The organism is endosymbiont of Riftia pachyptila (vent Ph05), assembly GCF_000224455.1.
GTDB lineage: Bacteria > Pseudomonadota > Gammaproteobacteria > Chromatiales > Chromatiaceae > Endoriftia > Endoriftia persephonae.
Genome location: NZ_AFOC01000014.1, coordinates 32,278 through 47,213, shown reverse-complemented (window position 1 = coordinate 47,213; position 14,936 = coordinate 32,278). Strand labels below are relative to the sequence as shown.

General features: G+C 60.6%; 15 protein-coding genes. 1 reads left to right on the top strand and 14 read right to left on the bottom strand.

Going from position 1 to position 14,936, the window contains the following annotated elements; genetic code table 11:
- The 14 genes from RIFP1SYM_RS03735 to RIFP1SYM_RS03670 all read right to left on the bottom strand — a co-directional run.
- A partial coding sequence (locus tag RIFP1SYM_RS03735; RefSeq protein ID WP_039959679.1) for a putative Ig domain-containing protein occupies nucleotides 1–395 on the bottom strand: 395 nt, incomplete at its 3' end.
- 372 nt (nucleotides 396–767) lie between these two features.
- Nucleotides 768–977 carry a hypothetical protein gene (locus RIFP1SYM_RS03730; RefSeq protein ID WP_005959787.1) on the bottom strand — a complete coding sequence of 70 codons (210 nt, stop codon included), beginning with the start codon at nucleotides 975–977 and terminating at the stop codon, nucleotides 768–770.
- A 132-nt stretch (nucleotides 978–1,109) separates the two neighbouring features.
- Nucleotides 1,110–1,340: a BolA family protein gene (locus tag RIFP1SYM_RS03725; RefSeq protein ID WP_005959786.1), complete on the bottom strand. Its 231-nt coding sequence runs from the start codon at nucleotides 1,338–1,340 to the stop codon at nucleotides 1,110–1,112.
- Between the two features lie 103 nt (nucleotides 1,341–1,443).
- Nucleotides 1,444–3,027 carry a peptide chain release factor 3 gene (locus tag RIFP1SYM_RS03720; protein WP_005959785.1) on the bottom strand — a complete coding sequence of 528 codons (1,584 nt, stop codon included), beginning with the start codon at nucleotides 3,025–3,027 and terminating at the stop codon, nucleotides 1,444–1,446.
- A 73-nt stretch (nucleotides 3,028–3,100) separates the two neighbouring features.
- The gene (rimI, locus tag RIFP1SYM_RS03715) at nucleotides 3,101–3,565 is read right to left on the bottom strand and encodes a ribosomal protein S18-alanine N-acetyltransferase (protein ID WP_005959784.1); all 465 of its coding nucleotides are present in this window, start codon (nucleotides 3,563–3,565) and stop codon (nucleotides 3,101–3,103) included.
- Nucleotides 3,562–4,431, bottom strand: coding sequence for a uracil-DNA glycosylase (locus RIFP1SYM_RS03710; RefSeq protein ID WP_005959783.1), 870 nt, complete (start codon nucleotides 4,429–4,431; stop codon nucleotides 3,562–3,564). The genes rimI and RIFP1SYM_RS03710 overlap by 4 nt, the downstream gene beginning before the upstream one ends.
- Before the next feature lie 15 nt (nucleotides 4,432–4,446).
- Nucleotides 4,447–5,997, bottom strand: coding sequence for a 2-isopropylmalate synthase (locus tag RIFP1SYM_RS03705; protein WP_005959782.1), 1,551 nt, complete (start codon nucleotides 5,995–5,997; stop codon nucleotides 4,447–4,449).
- Nucleotides 5,998–6,332: 335 nt separating this feature from the next.
- Entirely contained in the window at nucleotides 6,333–7,127 is a 795-nt protein-coding gene (gene pssA, locus RIFP1SYM_RS03700) for a CDP-diacylglycerol--serine O-phosphatidyltransferase (protein ID WP_005959780.1), read from the bottom strand.
- Between the two features lie 135 nt (nucleotides 7,128–7,262).
- A complete protein-coding gene (locus RIFP1SYM_RS03695) occupies nucleotides 7,263–7,955 on the bottom strand; it encodes a rhodanese-like domain-containing protein (protein ID WP_006474777.1) in 693 nt (230 codons plus the stop codon).
- Nucleotides 7,956–8,006: 51 nt separating this feature from the next.
- On the bottom strand, nucleotides 8,007–8,720 hold the full coding sequence (locus tag RIFP1SYM_RS03690) for an SDR family NAD(P)-dependent oxidoreductase (protein ID WP_005959778.1): 714 nt from the start codon (nucleotides 8,718–8,720) through the stop codon (nucleotides 8,007–8,009).
- 85 nt (nucleotides 8,721–8,805) lie between these two features.
- Nucleotides 8,806–11,667 carry a bifunctional diguanylate cyclase/phosphodiesterase gene (locus RIFP1SYM_RS03685; protein WP_005959777.1) on the bottom strand — a complete coding sequence of 954 codons (2,862 nt, stop codon included), beginning with the start codon at nucleotides 11,665–11,667 and terminating at the stop codon, nucleotides 8,806–8,808.
- 5 nt (nucleotides 11,668–11,672) lie between these two features.
- The gene (locus tag RIFP1SYM_RS03680; protein WP_139042053.1) at nucleotides 11,673–12,887 is read right to left on the bottom strand and encodes a TonB-dependent receptor; all 1,215 of its coding nucleotides are present in this window, start codon (nucleotides 12,885–12,887) and stop codon (nucleotides 11,673–11,675) included.
- Nucleotides 12,874–13,296 (bottom strand): substrate-binding domain-containing protein, encoded by a 423-nt coding sequence (locus tag RIFP1SYM_RS17320; RefSeq protein WP_240992008.1) that lies wholly within the window; start codon nucleotides 13,294–13,296, stop codon nucleotides 12,874–12,876. Before RIFP1SYM_RS17320 ends, RIFP1SYM_RS03680 begins: the two co-directional genes overlap by 14 nt.
- Nucleotides 13,297–13,380: 84 nt before the next feature.
- Nucleotides 13,381–13,884, bottom strand: a complete 504-nt coding sequence (locus RIFP1SYM_RS03670; protein ID WP_138921836.1) for a 2-thiouracil desulfurase family protein — start codon at nucleotides 13,882–13,884, stop codon at nucleotides 13,381–13,383.
- A 123-nt stretch (nucleotides 13,885–14,007) separates the two neighbouring features.
- Between RIFP1SYM_RS03670 and RIFP1SYM_RS03665 the strand changes: the two genes are divergently transcribed.
- Complete coding sequence (locus RIFP1SYM_RS03665; RefSeq protein ID WP_139042052.1) at nucleotides 14,008–14,934, top strand: hypothetical protein; 927 nt, start codon at nucleotides 14,008–14,010, stop codon at nucleotides 14,932–14,934.
- The last annotated feature ends 2 nt before the right edge of the window (nucleotides 14,935–14,936 follow it).

Genomic DNA, 14,936 nt, shown 5'->3' with positions numbered 1-14,936 from the left:
CCTGCATCAACAACAATCCGAAACCGGCTGCTGCTGATCTCACCATTGGCCAAGATGCTGACGGTGAACTCATAGGTTCCCGCCTGATTCGGTATACCGGAGATGCGCAGGCGATCTGCAGTGGCGCCTGGCGCGTATGTGAGTCCCGGCGGCATACCGCTGGAGACACTCCAGCTCATGCCGCTGACGAGCGTGGATGCCTGCAACTCGACTTCGTAGGAGCGCCCGGCGGTGCCGGAGGCGAGGGACGCGGGCATCGTTGCCGCGGTGCCGCCTGACTCGCCACTTAAATCAGTGCCGGAAGAGGCATCAGGCTGGCTGCTACTAACCGCCGTTGCGGCAGTCTCGCTCACACTGCCACCGCCACAGGCGCTCAGACCAAACAGGAGCAGCACTGTAAGCGCCAGCCTGGTCCCGTTCGATAACACTCTTCTACACTTCAACATATCTGCTTCCCAATTTGGTTTCCCGCCTGATCCACCACACCCCGAACCAGGGGTGAAATACCCTCTGATACCGCCTGTAGCGATCGATGCATTTCATTCTGAATGCAGTAATGGCGGAAGTTAAAAGGGAGTCTTCCAAACAGCGATGGAGGTCCGAGCCAAGCATCGAGCCTGTAGCAGTTTCAGTCGTTTTGTGCGCTGCGTTGTCAGCGTATTTTTCCGATTAGAAGGCAGGCAATGGGGAAAATCTGCAACACGCAGAGACAAAAAAACCGGCGGACATTGCTGCCCCCCGGCCCTTGGATTCAACTGTGAAACTCTCTAATGCTCACGATAGCGGACATCTGTCCAGCACCTCGGCAGCGTCTCTCCGGAAGGAAAGATTAGATCACCTTTGGTGAAGCTTTCCGGATCCTGCATCTCTTCGCCGGCATGCATACGACCGACGATCTCCGTGTGGTTGGGGTCGAAGAGATCAACCTGCGTCAGCACCTCAACCAGCTTTTCCGTGTTTTTCTGCATCAGGAACATGGCATACCTCCTAGCAAATGGAAAAGGGCCGAATCGACTTACCTTGTACTTTAATTATGGGGTCCCCCGTTCATTTTTCAAATGCTCCAGGTCCTTGAAACCAGCCAGCAGGCAAATTCAGCCTTGCTGCGCCTACCACTCCTCGGGGGTACAGGCCTTCTTGATAGAGAGCGCGTGCAGCTCATCATTGGCGATCTGTTCCTGCACCGTCGCCAGCACCATGCGGTGTTTCTGGATCAGGGATTTCCCCGCAAACTCGGCGCTGATCACCACCGCCTCAAAGTGGCGACCATCACCCGTCACTGTCACCTCAGCACCCGACAGCCCGGCGCGGATGAGCTCTTCAACCCTTGTGGTTTCCATCTTGTTCCTCCAAATAGAATCGTGGTGAGAAAATATCCCATCGGCAGGCTTCAGCTGGTGACGGGTCCCATCGACGCACCGCCTCCCCTAGCGTCCCCCGCTTCTAAAGCTCGCGGGTGGCGAGGAAGCGCACCTCGGGCCAGCGCTCCTCCGCCAGGCTCAGGTTGACCCGGGTCGGCGCCAGATAGACCAGCTGATCGTCGCCGTCGAGAGCCAAGTTTGCCTGGTTCTTCTCCTTGAATTTTTGCAACATCTTCTCGTCATCGCACTCCACCCAGCGGGTGGTGGCGACGCTGACCGACTCAACTATCGCCTCCACGTTGTACTCGCCCTTCAGGCGCTGCACCGCCACCTCAAACTGCAGCACGCCCACCGCGCCGAGGATCAGATCGTTGTTCTTCAGCGGCCGAAACACCTGAGTGGCGCCCTCCTCGCAGAGCTGCAGCACCCCCTTCAGCAGCGCCTTCTGCCGCAGCGGATCTTTCAGCACCACCCGGCGAAACAGCTCTGGCGCAAAGTAAGGGATGCCCTCGTATTTCAGCTCTTCGCCCTCGGTGAAAGTATCACCGATCTGGATCGTGCCGTGGTTGTGCAGGCCGATGATGTCGCCGGGCCAGGCCTCCTCCACGTGCTTGCGCTGGTCGGCCTGGAAGGTGATGGCGTTGCTCACCTGCACCGTCTTGCCGATGCGCACATGCTTCATCTTCATGCCCTTGCGGTAACTACCGGAGCAAACCCGCAGGAAGGCGACCCGGTCACGGTGCTGTGGGTCCATATTCGCCTGGATCTTGAACACAAACCCGGTGAACTTCTTCTCCGACGGTGCCACTTCGCGCTGCTGGGTGTTGCGCGACAATGGGCATGGGGAGTACTCAACGAAGGCGTCGAGCAACTCCTTGACACCGAAGTTATTGATCGCCGAGCCAAAGAAGACCGGAGTCTGCTCGCCGCGGGCGTAGGCCTCCAGATCCAGCTCATTGGAGGCGCCGCGCACTAGTTCGATCTCCTCACGCAACTCATCAGCCATGTCGCCGATCATCTCATCCAGTTTGGGGTTGTCGAGCCCCTCGATCACCTCGCCCAGCTGGATCTTACCGCCGTGGGTGGCACTGAACAGATGGGTGGTGTCGGAACGCAGATCGTAGACCCCCTTCAGACGCTTGCCCATGCCGATCGGCCAGGAGACCGGCGCGCACTGAATCTTCAGCACATCCTCGATCTCGTCCAGGATCTCCAGCGGGTCGCGCCCCTCCCGATCGAGCTTGTTGACGAAGGTGAGGATGGGGGTGTCACGCATGCGACAGACCTCCATCAGCTTGATGGTGCGTTCCTCCACGCCCTTCGCCACGTCGATCACCATCAGGGCCGAGTCCACCGCCGTGAGGGTGCGATAGGTATCCTCTGAGAAGTCCTCGTGGCCGGGAGTGTCAAGCAGGTTGACGATCTCGTTGCGGTAGGGGAACTGCATCACCGAGGAGGTCACCGAGATGCCGCGCTCCTTCTCCATCTCCATCCAGTCGGAGGTGGCGTGGCGCGCCGCCTTGCGCCCCTTCACCGTACCCGCCATCTGGATCGCGCCGCCGTAGAGCAGCAGCTTCTCGGTGAGAGTGGTCTTACCGGCATCCGGATGGGAGATGATAGCGAAGGTGCGCCGCCGGCTGAGTTGTTCGAGCAGTTCGTCTGACATGGTGCTGAATCGGGTCGGGAAAACAGAGCATTATAGCGCAATAGGCACTGCTGCGAGCCCCCGGCCCGTTCGCTCAGAAAGACAGGGTCAGCAGCAGCGCATCCTCACGCCCGCCGATGGCCGGGTAGTAGTCGCGCCGCCGCCCCACCTCGACGAAACCGATCTGCCGATAGAGCCGGTGCGCCGGGCGGTTGCTCTCGCGCACCTCCAGGTAGGCCGCCTCGGCGCCATGCTGCCGCCCCAGTTGCAGCAGCCGTTCGACCAGTCTGCGCCCCAGTCCAAGCCGCTGCCAGCCGGGGTCGATACAGATGTTGAGCAGGTGGCACTCGTCCACCACCACCGACATCACCCCGTAGCCAACAATCTGCTGATCCACTGTCACCACCCAGCAGCAGTATCCCACCTTGAGGCAGTCGCGCAGAATGCCGAGGGTCCAGGGGAAGGGGTAGACGCGCTGCTCGATCTGTAATACCTGCTCCAAATCCTCTGCCTGCATCGGCCGCAGATCGAGCAGCGGGTCCTGCAGTTGGGTACTCACCGGGCGACCCCACGCAATACTGACAGTGCCAACTGCAGGTCGGCCCAGGCTTTGCCCTTCTGCTCCGGTGAACGCAGCAGGTAGGCCGGGTGATAGGTCACCACCAGTGGGATCGCGCTGCTGCCAAAGTTATGGATGCGGCCACGCAGCTTGCCCACGGCGATCTCGGTCTTGAGCAGATTCTGCGCCGAGATGCGTCCCACCGAGAGGATCACCCGCGGACGAATCAGGGCGATCTGGCGCAGCAGATAGGGCTCGCATTTAAGCGCCTCCTCCGATCGTGGATCGCGGTTGCCCGGCGGTCGGCACTTGAGGATATTGGCGATGAAGACCTGCTGGCGCTTGAGACCCATCGCCAGCAGCATCTCGTTAAGTAGCTGACCGGCACGACCGACGAAGGGCTCGCCCTGACGATCCTCGTCGGCACCCGGCGCCTCGCCGATAATCAGCAGATCGGCCTGGCGGTTACCAACACCAAACACGGTCTGGGTGCAACCCTCGCGCAACTGACAGAGACGGCATCCTTTGACCCGTTTTTCCAGGGCAGGCCAGTCGAGCCCGGCCACATCCGACTCGGCAGGCGAAGCCTGATAAGCCTCCTCCGGCACCACCGGCTCGATCTCCAGCGGCTCCCAGTTCCCCTCCAGCGGCGGGGCCTCGTCGAGCCAGGCGGGCGGCATCTCTCCACTTTCCGCAGGCGGGGCCACGACCGGCTCTGGCGCGGGCGGCGAAGCGAGCTGTGGCTTGTCCAACGCAGGCGGCTCAGCCGGTTCAGGCTGAAGCTCCGTCAGGGAGTCACGGCGCTGCCACACCGTGATCCCAATGGTCTCGAGATAGCGCCGGCGAGTCGCCTCATCCATCGACATCAGGGCCTCCCCGGATCAGACATCACCGCCCTGCGGGTGCGCCTTCTCCACCGGCTCCATAATCTTGTTCACCGCGTTGATATAGGCCTTGGCGGAGGCGATCACGATGTCGGTGTCGGCTCCCTGACCGTTAACGATATGCCCGCCACGCTCCAGCCGCACTGTCACCTCGCCCTGGGCATCGGTGCCGCTGGTGATGTTGTTGACCGAGTAGAGCAGCAGCTCGGTTTCGCTATTGACCAGCGCTTCGATCGCCTTGAAGGCGGCATCCACCGGGCCACCGCCAGCGGCGCTGTCGGCACGCTCCTCGCCGTCGATGCAGATCACCACATCGGCGTGGGGGGTCTCGCCGGTCTCGGAGCAGACCTTCAGCGAGACCAGCTTGACCCGCTCGTTCTTCGCCTTGGTCGCTGCATCGGTGACCAACGCCTGCAGATCCTCATCGAAGATCTCATGCTTCTTGTCGGCGATATCCTTGAAACGGGAGAAGGCGGCGTTCAGCTCCTCCTCGGAGCCGAAGCTGATGCCCAACTCATCCAGGTGGGAGCGGAAGGCGTTGCGCCCGGAGTGCTTGCCCAACACCATCCGGTTCCGGCTCCAGCCCACATCCTCGGCACGCATGATCTCGTAAGTCTCGCGGGACTTGAGCACACCATCCTGATGGATACCCGACTCGTGGGCGAAGGCGTTGGCGCCGACGATCGCCTTGTTCGGCTGCACCGGAAAGCCGGTGATATTGGAGACCAGCTTGGAGCAGGCGACGATCTGGGTGGCATCCAGGCCGCTGTTGCAGGTGAAGTAGTCGGCACGGGTGCGCACCGCCATCACCACCTCCTCCAGGGAGGCATTGCCGGCCCGTTCGCCGAGGCCGTTGATGGTGCACTCCACCTGACGTGCGCCGTTGGCCACCGCCGCCAGGGAGTTGGCCACCGCCAGCCCGAGGTCATTGTGGCAGTGCACCGAGAAGATCGCCTTGTCCGCATTGGGGATACGCTCGCGCAGGGCACGGATGGTCTCGCCAAACTGATCCGGCATCGCATAGCCCACGGTATCGGGCACATTGAGGGTGGTGGCACCGGCATCGATTACCGCCTCGAAGATCCGGCACAGAAAGTCGAGCTCGGAACGGCCTGCATCCTCAGCGGAGAACTCCACGTCGTCGGTGTAGTTGCGCGCCCGCTTGACCGCCGCCACCGCCTGCTCTACCACCTGATCCGGCGACATGCGCAGCTTCTGCTCCATATGGATCGGCGAGGTGGCAATGAAGGTATGGATACGCCCTGAGTTGGCCTCTTTCAGCGCCTCGCCGGCGCGCTCGATATCCTTGTCCAAGGCGCGCGCCAGGCCGCACACGGTGGAGTCCTTGATCGCGCAGGCCACCGCCTGCACCGCCTCAAAATCACCTTGGCTGGCGATCGGGAAACCGGCCTCGATCACGTCCACCCGCAGCTTCTCCAACGCCTTGGCGATGCGCACCTTCTCCTCTTTGGTCATCGAGGCACCGGGGCTCTGCTCACCATCTCGAAGGGTGGTATCAAAAATGATCAATCTGTCTGGGTTGCTCATGCTTCAACTCCATCTATGACGCGCCTGACTGGAATACGCCACAGGTTTAATTCTGTCGATTGGGATGTTGCTCTAGTTGTGGCGTAGATTCTGGCCCCCGCCGGGGCATCGTCAGTTGCATGCCCCTCAGGGCAGCAGTCGCAGCAACAGAGAAAAGAGGAGGTCAGTCAGACGCGCAGCAGACACCGCCCCCTGGAAGGGCAGGTCAAACAGCTTGTGATGCGCAATCTGATTCATCAATCGAGTGTCCGCTCAAGAGGCTTCGAATATAACCCAAGCCCCCAGTATTGCCAACCGTCCAGGCAAGCGTCTAGGCAATCTGCCACAAACCAAACTCAGCCCTTCTTTTCAGGCTTCTGTGGCTCGGCCACTTCACCCTCCGCACCGGCCGTCCGCCGGGAGCGCCACTCGCGCAATTGGCTCAGGGTCATTACCGGTCCGGAGATAGCGTAGACGAAGAAGATCAGAAACAGCACCACCGGCGGCTTGGCGAGCAGGATCGCAAAACCCAGCATCACCACCACCAGCACGATGAAGGGGACTTTGCCGTGGAAGTCGATCTCTTTGAAGCTGTTGTAGCGCACATTGCTCACCATCAGCAGCCCAACCACGATAGTCAGCGGCGCCACCAGCCATTCGACGGCACCCCCGGCGATCCCGTAATCGACACCCAGCCAGACGCTGCCGGCGATGATTGCGGCCGCTGAGGGGCTCGGCAGCCCCTGAAAGTAACGTTTGTCCGCCACCCCAATCTGGGTGTTGAAACGGGCCAACCTCAGCGCCGTACCGGCAGTGTAGACAAAGGCCGAGATCCAGCCCAGCTTACCCAGGTCGGTAAGAGCCCAGAGATAGATCACCAACGACGGTGCCAACCCAAACGCCACCATGTCGGCAAGGCTGTCGTACTCTGCGCCAAACGCGGTCTGGGTGTTGGTCATGCGCGCCACCCGGCCATCCAGCCCGTCCATCAGCATCGCCACAAAGATCGCAATCGCCGCCGCTTCAAAGCGATCATTCATCGCTGCGAGGATCGCGTAGAAGCCGGCAAACAGGGTTGCAGTAGTAAACAGGTTGGGCAACAGATAGATGCCGCGGCTGCGCTTTTTCGGTTTCTCTGGAGCTGTCTCCATCTGGCTGATCCTGTTTTGGTGGGGGGCTCAGTATAAACGACTGCGCCATGGGCTCGAAGTACGACGGCACCCCCAGAAACCCGCCAGCGCCGAACCGAAGAGATTATGCCAGATCGAGAAGAGCGTGCTTCAGGCTCACTCCGGAACCACAACCGGCAGGCCAAAGATCTGCCACAGCTGCATACCGCCGCGATAGTAGAGGATCTTCTCGGCCGGGTAGCCGATGCTCAGCAACCCTTTGATGGCGGTGGGAGACTGGCCGCACCAGGGGCCATTGCACCAGAGCACCAAATATTTCGCCGCGGAAAAGTCCCAGCCATCGTCCTTTAGCTCTACCCCAAGCCGGGCCAGCGAATCCTCCAGGGTCAGATCATCCGCGCCCTGGCTGGGGTTGAGCTGGGTGAACGGCAGGTTGATGGAGCCGGGGATGGTGCCGCGCTCGTACCAGTCGGAGGTGCGAGCATCGATCAACAGGCCGGAGCCATCAGCCAGTCGCGTCCGCATGAACTCGACCAACTCCACTTCACCGATGGTCTCCACCCCCGCCGCCAGCTGCATCGGCTGAGCGCAGAACGGCGGACAGGGCCGGGAGGTACGGGCGAAGTCGAATTCGAGCATCGCCTCGGTATCCTGGTTGCGTCTGATAGTCAGCGGCTTACCCGCATGCTCGACCTGGAACTCACCGAGCTCAGGGGTGATATTCACCTCGAGGGCGAGGGCCTGATGGGAGCAGGCCAACAGGACCATCGCGATCAACAACAGGCGCGTCCACGACATCGCTGCGGTGCAGTCAGCTTCGACAGGGTTGTGCAGAAAAGGTCTGGGCATGGAGTGTGCTCCCGGCATTATCAAAATGGTATCAGCCACTGACTGACCTATTCACATTGTGCGGATATCAACAAACTCCCCGCTGGGATAGTCGTAAAGATGGGGGATTGCAGCGGCGATCCGTGCCGCGGCCTCATCGGCTGGGGGTGTGCCCCCGGTGTCGCGAGAGTCGCGCAGCCGCTGCACCGCCGGGAACTCTGCCGGATCAGGCTGGCTGCAGAGATACTCCATCATGCCAGTGTCAATCAGCCCCGGCGCCAGTGCACTCAGATGGCTGGCGGGAAATTCATGGGCGTAGAGCTTGATCAGCATGTTGAGCGCCGTTTTGGAGAGGGCATAGCCGGCCCAGCCCTTGCTGCCGTTGACCGCCGCACCGGAGGAGATGGCGACGATCTGACGCAGCGGCTTGTCCCAACCCTGCAGCCAGTCGAGGATCACCTTGTTGGCCCAGAGGTTGACGTCCATCACCTGCCGCGCATCCTCTAGCGAGACCTTATGGAATGCCTCCAGCTCACCCAAGATGCCGGCGTTGAGGATCACCAGGTCGAGCCCCTCGGCGGGTTCCAGCAACACATCCATCATGCCTGGGATGGCATCAAAGTCACTCAGGTCGCAGTGGATATCCTGCAGCGGCTCGGCCTGTTCCGCACAGCCCCGCCGGCTGCAACCGTAGACGTTCCAGCCCTGCGCCAAATAGAAGCGGGTCAACGCCTCGCCCAGTCCGCTGCTATTGCCGGTGATCAATAGATTTTTTCCGCCGCTCATCGCTGCCCTCTCTGCATGTTGTGCATCGAAGCCCTAGTCTTTTCCCCCGCGGCGAAAAAAACAACCCCGGCTGCGCCGCTGGCCCCTATCCGGTCGGCAGTTCGATCTCCGCCTGCGGCCGGCCGATGAAGTAGCCCTGCGCATAGTCGACCCCAATCTCTTCGAGCATGTGCAGGGTCGCCTCATCTTCAACAAACTCGGCGATGGTCTTTTTGCCTAGTCCAGAGGCCATCTCAACCAACGCCTTGACGAACACCTGATCCTTGCGGTTCTGCGGCAGCTGGCGGATGAAAGAGCCATCGATCTTGACGATGTCCAGCGGCAGCTCGCGCAGATAGTAGAAGGAGGAGAAACCGACACCGAAGTCATCCATGGCGAAGCGGCAGCCCAGCTCCTGCAGCTCACGGATAAAACTCTCAGCGGCGGCCATGTCGGCCAACGCCGCCGTTTCGGTGATCTCAAACACCAGCTGCTGTGGCCTCACACCGCGCAGCTGCAGCAGCTGTTTCAGCAACGGCAACAACTCCGGATCATCGACCGCCCAACCCGACAGGTTGACCGAAAGGTTGATCAACTGCTGCCCAGCCTTACCCAGCTCAGCCAGCCGGTTGATCGCCTCGCGCAGCACCAGGCGATCGATGCTGTGGATCAGCCCAGTCTTCTCGGCCACCGGGATAAAGTCACCAGGCATAACAATGCGAGCATCCGCCTCCCGCAGCCGTAGCAGCACCTCATAGTGGGAGATACGCCGTGAGGCGATCTCCATGATCGGCTGGTAGTGGAGCAAGAATCCACCCTCCGCCAGCGCCCACTCGATCTTGCCCTTCAAAGAGACGCTGTCGCTCATCTGTTCGCGGATCTGCTCATCCTGGGCGAACAGGTGCCAGCGGTCGCGGCCGCGCTCCTTGGCCTGATACATCGCCAGATCTGCATTCGCCATCAGATCCTGCAGATTGACGCCATGATCGGGGAACAGCACCACCCCGATACTGGCGGAGATCCTCTGGCTGGCCTCCTTGCTCGGCAGTTCAATCCCCTTCATCACATCCAGCAACTTGCCAGCCACATCCACCGCCGCGCTGACATCCGCATTCGGCAGCAGCATGGCAAACTCATCACCACCAATGCGCGCTAGGATGTCACTGCTGCGGGTGGCCTGTGCCAGTTGCCGGGCAATGATCTTGAGCAGCGCGTCGCCGGCCTGATGGCCGCTGATGTCGTTGACATACTTGAACTGATCTAGGTCGATGAAGAGCAACGCGCCACTCTCATCATAGCGCTCGGAACGCTCCAGCAGGCGTTCCAGCTCAGCGACCAGACGACGGCGATTGAACAGCTCGGTGAGGGGATCGTGGTCGGCCAGCCACGCCAGGTTCCTCTCCGCCACCTTACGCTCGGTTACATCCAGGCCGATCGAAAGCAGCAGCGGCAAATCATCGGCATCTTTGGCGGGCAGCCGCGAGTGGACCCAGGAGATGCTGAACTGGCGGCCGTCGTCTGACACAACCCGGCTGTCATGCTGATAGACATCGATCTCTCCCCGTTTGAGCCGCTGCAGATAGGGCTCCGGGTCATCCATCTCCCCTGCTACTTCGATCAGTTCGAGGAAACTCAGTTTGCCCGCCTGCTCCTCCCGACAGCCGAACACCCGCTCACCTTCGGGGTTGATCGACAACAGCTGGCCTTGACTGCCTTGGGTGAGAATCACCACCTGGGCGTTATGCAACAGGCTGGTGACAAAATCGCGCTCACGCGCCAGCTCTTCGCTGCGTTCGATCAGGCTGATGGCGCGCTTCCTGACCTCAAGATTCAGTGCCTCAAGCCGTGCGGCAAGATCGAGTACAGCGCCTCCCGCCACATCAATCTCGTCGGCGGCAATCCACTTTATCGGCCTTGCCAGCTTGTGCTGCACCTCGGCAAAGGCATTCTGCGCCAGCAGCGGAAGGGCTCGCGACAACAGACGCAGGCGCCGCATCGGGCTCCACAGCAGGAGCAACAGCACGGCCTCCGACAACAACAGCCCCAGCAGCCCGGCGATGACGGCAGTACGGATCGAGTGCTCGATCTGTTCAACCGAGCGGGTGATGTCGTTGATGATCAGAAACTGCGGCCTGTGCACACCACTGCTGGCACTCAGCGGAACGATCTGCAGGGCATAGCGGTTGCCGGCGTATGTTAGCTGTTGCGGCTCCTCCTGCAACTGCGTCAGCGCGATCCGGGATGCCGCCGCGTTGAGCATCGGCAGCAGCTGATCTGCCTGGGAGCGTGCAACCACCCCCACTCCCCAATGGGCCGCCAGCGTCCCCGCGAGCGGATCAGGACCCGGCTGGGCTGATTGACTGAGGAGCGCGATATCGGCGCCGGTGATGCTATTGAAGGCGAGGATCAGGTCTGAGATTGGCCGTCCCAGCAGGGTCACACCGGCATACTCCGCCCGGTCGAGCAGGGGCTCCGCCACAAACTGCCGGCAGCCCCGCTGGCAGTCGATCCAATGGAATGGCTGCTGAGTGCGGTTGACCTGTGCGACCTGCGGCTTGAAGTACGCCAGGGTCTGCTCTGACTGCCAGTGGTAGAGCGGCTCCCCGCTGCTGGAGAAGAAGGCGGCGAAGTCGAGCCCCCAGTCGATTTCCAGGGTTGCCGCATTCTGTTCAAACACCATCTCCAGCCGTTTTGCCAGCCTGCTTTCGCCCGACTGGCTGGCAGCAATCACCGGGGTCAGGGCTGCCACCTGCTCCAATTGCTGAAAGCGATCCAGCACCAGGGCCCGCAACTCCTCGGCCTGCTGTTGATTGATCTCACGCTGATGTTGGACAAACTGGTGCTGTAACTGCAGATAGCCGAGCGCCGCCAGTCCGCCATTGACGCCAATCAGGATCAGACTGAAGAGGAGTCCCGCCTTCCATTTGAGGCTAAAAAATCGAGCGCTCTCTTTTGCCTGTCCTGCCATGGTGCCTAAAAACCATATGAGACCAGCAGACTGAACATATTCCAGTGCTGCGTCATCGAGAGCAGATCTGGATTCTCGACACTTGAGAGGAACATGGTGCCATTCGCACGGCCGTATTCAGCGCGCAGGATCAACTGCTCTGTCGGTTCCCACAACAGACCCAGGGTGGTCAACTTACTAAAGCTGGTGTGGGCCGGCCGGCCAAATATCGCACTGCGCCCGCTGCCGTCGGGGTCATCCTTGTCAAAGTGGCCCTCTTCATAGCGCAGCAGCAGTTCCCAGTCAGCGGCAAGACGGTAACTCCCCTGCAGGTAGTAACCATCAACCGTTGTGTTGTTGCTGTCTAGAATCGAGCCAAAGCCACTGTATTCGAGGGGCTCCTGCATATATTCCAGGGTCAGGCTCCAGGGGCCTTCGTTGTACTGCGCAGAGGCGAGCCAGTACTCGATCCCCAGACTACCGCTGAGGGTTGGAGGCAATGGCGAGGGCAGACCTGACATCGTGCCATTCAGATCGAGCTTTACACCACTCAATGCTATACGCAGCCGCCCACCCTGCCATTCGTAGAGTAGACGACCGATTAGATTGAGCCCCTGCTGGCTCAGGTCCGGATTAAAATCGTTGATCAGATAGGTTGACTCCATGTTCTCATCGATCAGCGATTTACCTGAACCAAAGTTCAGATAGAGACTATGGTCGCCCTGATGAAGCTCTCCATAGAGCCGTATGCCATCGTTGGAGAGCACCGTATTGCGCACCCGGTCCCAATAGATGACCTGGGGCAGGAAGATGCTGGGCCGGGTGGAGGCCACATCACGGGTGTCGTTGTAGAAACCCAGCACATTCTTGTAGCGCCCGACAATAATGCCGGCGCGCCCAGTCTCAGAGATATAGGGCGAATAGTCGAACTGCGCATAGTCGACCGCCGGTGAGCCGTCATACATGCCGCCGGCACGACGCGACAACAGCTGTCCGGAAGCCATAAGTTTCGGGCTGATGCGATAGGAGAGATTGACGCCAATCTCGCGGAATTCAGTACTGCCATCTTCACTGTTACCAAAGAAACTATTGTCGCTGGTCTTCACATAGCCCTGGGTGAGAAAGCCGTGGATCTGCAACGGCGAATCATCATCGAAAAGGCTCCCGGCGGCGCAGAGCTGCATCTGCCCGGTAAGAAGGAACAGCAACAGGACCAATGTCAGAGGATTATTCGATCTCAATGATCCGGACCTCCCCATCAACCAGCCCTTCCGACAGATAACCGATAGCTCCCGGGGTTACCGACAACCGCAGATACATCTCCGCCTCCGATCCCACGCGGATCGGCGCCTGCCCCGTACCTGAGTAGATGCGCCGGTTCCAGGCGCGGCGCAACTGGTGGGGAAACACCCCCAACACCTGCTTGGTGAACTCCACATGCAGCGGCACCTTGTCTCCCAGTACAAACACCCGGACCGGAGTGCCATCTGGCCACTCGGTCATGCGCATAGTGAAGATGCTACGAAGCGTGGCGCGGGAGAGAGTCCTGATTGAATTCCCGCTGTTGGCAGCGAGCTCAACAGCACCGCACTGTAGCGGCAGGCAGGTCATCAACAGAGCGAAGATGGTGAATTGAAATCGTGCTTCCATCACGTACAGCAGAGTGAGCCAAATATCATTTGGCTTATCGGGATCAGCTCCCACAATTTTAGACGACAAAATCCCGCAATTAAATCATGGTAATTTTGAATGCCTTATCACTTCTGCCAGAAACGACTCCTGCTGCTCCGGGGTAACCAACTCAGACTCCTCTCGCAATGGCAGGGCAGGCAGGGCCCGACGCAGTTGATCGGCAAACAGACCGGCACCGAACTGACCAGATGGGTAATGAGGGGTGGAGTGCAGACCACAGCTGGGCGAGCGGCTCTTGAGGATGAAACCATCAAGCCGACTGACCTGTTCAAGCCAGTCGGCCGCAAACACCAGCAACCGTTCTGTCACATCCAGTGTGCGCACTTCGACACCAACCGCCCGCGCCCTGCCTGGCTCTCCCACCAGCCGCACCGCAGGCCGCGGCACCCCCAGCCCGGCCCCCACCTCAGGGCAGACCGGCAGCCACTCCACCCGGCCTGATAGCCCCTCGATGATCACTGTGGCCCGCTTCTCTCGAGCATCGTAGCGCACCCGCTCCCCCAGCAGGCAGGCGCTGATACCGACGACTGGACGCCGCCGCATCATCCGTTCACCCACAACCTATCAAAACGATATCTGTGCATAGCGGGAATAGGCCTGAGCGATATCAAAAAGTCCAGTCCCGACTAACGCTGCCTCTCCCCGCGGCCCATGCTAGGATCGCCCGAGATGGATCAACCAAAACCACAAGCCTACTGCCTGCGCCGGCTCAACCCGTTCAACGGTACCCTGCAGGTGTTTGAAAGCGACCATGCACGTGCCTTCAGCGCCGATGGCAGGCGCTGGGAGATCCAGGTGCTGAGCCACCAACCCCAGGGGCTCTGGGCCAACACCCCGCTCGGCGACAAGGCCTTCTTTCGCTTTGGCATCTGGTCTGCCGCAAAGGGACTAAAACAGGTGCCGATCAATCCCCTGTTCGACATCCAGCAGATGATCGATGCCGCCGCACAGCTGATCGAACCGTTGCAGCTCGCCCTGCTGCACCTGCCCTTCCCGCCAGGTGATCCTTATGAACTCTGGTCCCTCGACGAAAACAGCGCTCAACCCATCGCCTTGCTCGCCAGCGTGGTCACTGACGCATCCCGGCAGAGCATAGAGGCCAGCCGCTGGGTCGCCGCCCAGCAGGGAGATTTCTCCTTCATCTCTCCCACCCTGAGTGGCAAACAGGTACCAAACAACGACAGCCATAATCCCCGGGTGCACGCCTCGATTCTGGAGGCGATGGTGCGCGGCCGGGCTGGGCCGAATCACCGGCGCGGCTGGTTCCTGCGCCAGCCCGGAGAGCCTGTGCTCGCCTGCGATGCCGGGCAATCCAGCCCATCGGCCGATGCCTTTCCACCACTGCCGCTGAGCGACGCCTGGGAACATCCAGATGACTGCGCCCTGTTCGAAGAGTACCTCGACTGGAAGGCGCCAAGACTGCTGCAACTGCCACAGATCCCCGATGCCTGGCGCGCAGAGTTGGAGCAACGGGCAGTGAAGAGCGCCATCGAGGTGGAGCGCTGCTGGCGCCTCTACCCCAAAATCCTCGACAAACAGCTGTTGAATCGGGCCCGGGTTGAGGCAAAAATCCGCACATCCGCGGTCAACGAATAGGG

Excerpts from the sequence above, each read along its gene's own strand:
- RIFP1SYM_RS03670 (WP_138921836.1), bottom strand. The coding sequence starts at position 13,884 with ATGATGCGGCGGCGTCCAGTCGTCGGTATCAGCGCCTGCCTGCTGGGG.
- RIFP1SYM_RS03665 (WP_139042052.1), top strand. The coding sequence starts at position 14,008 with ATGGATCAACCAAAACCACAAGCCTACTGCCTGCGCCGGCTCAACCCG.
- RIFP1SYM_RS17320 (WP_240992008.1), bottom strand. The coding sequence starts at position 13,296 with ATGGAAGCACGATTTCAATTCACCATCTTCGCTCTGTTGATGACCTGC.
- RIFP1SYM_RS03730 (WP_005959787.1), bottom strand. The coding sequence starts at position 977 with ATGTTCCTGATGCAGAAAAACACGGAAAAGCTGGTTGAGGTGCTGACG.
- RIFP1SYM_RS03710 (WP_005959783.1), bottom strand. The coding sequence starts at position 4,431 with ATGTCGATGGATGAGGCGACTCGCCGGCGCTATCTCGAGACCATTGGG.
- RIFP1SYM_RS03725 (WP_005959786.1), bottom strand. The coding sequence starts at position 1,340 with ATGGAAACCACAAGGGTTGAAGAGCTCATCCGCGCCGGGCTGTCGGGT.
- RIFP1SYM_RS03685 (WP_005959777.1), bottom strand. The coding sequence starts at position 11,667 with ATGGCAGGACAGGCAAAAGAGAGCGCTCGATTTTTTAGCCTCAAATGG.
- RIFP1SYM_RS03705 (WP_005959782.1), bottom strand. The coding sequence starts at position 5,997 with ATGAGCAACCCAGACAGATTGATCATTTTTGATACCACCCTTCGAGAT.
- RIFP1SYM_RS03695 (WP_006474777.1), bottom strand. The coding sequence starts at position 7,955 with ATGCCCAGACCTTTTCTGCACAACCCTGTCGAAGCTGACTGCACCGCA.
- RIFP1SYM_RS03690 (WP_005959778.1), bottom strand. The coding sequence starts at position 8,720 with ATGAGCGGCGGAAAAAATCTATTGATCACCGGCAATAGCAGCGGACTG.
- pssA (WP_005959780.1), bottom strand. The coding sequence starts at position 7,127 with ATGGAGACAGCTCCAGAGAAACCGAAAAAGCGCAGCCGCGGCATCTAT.
- RIFP1SYM_RS03720 (WP_005959785.1), bottom strand. The coding sequence starts at position 3,027 with ATGTCAGACGAACTGCTCGAACAACTCAGCCGGCGGCGCACCTTCGCT.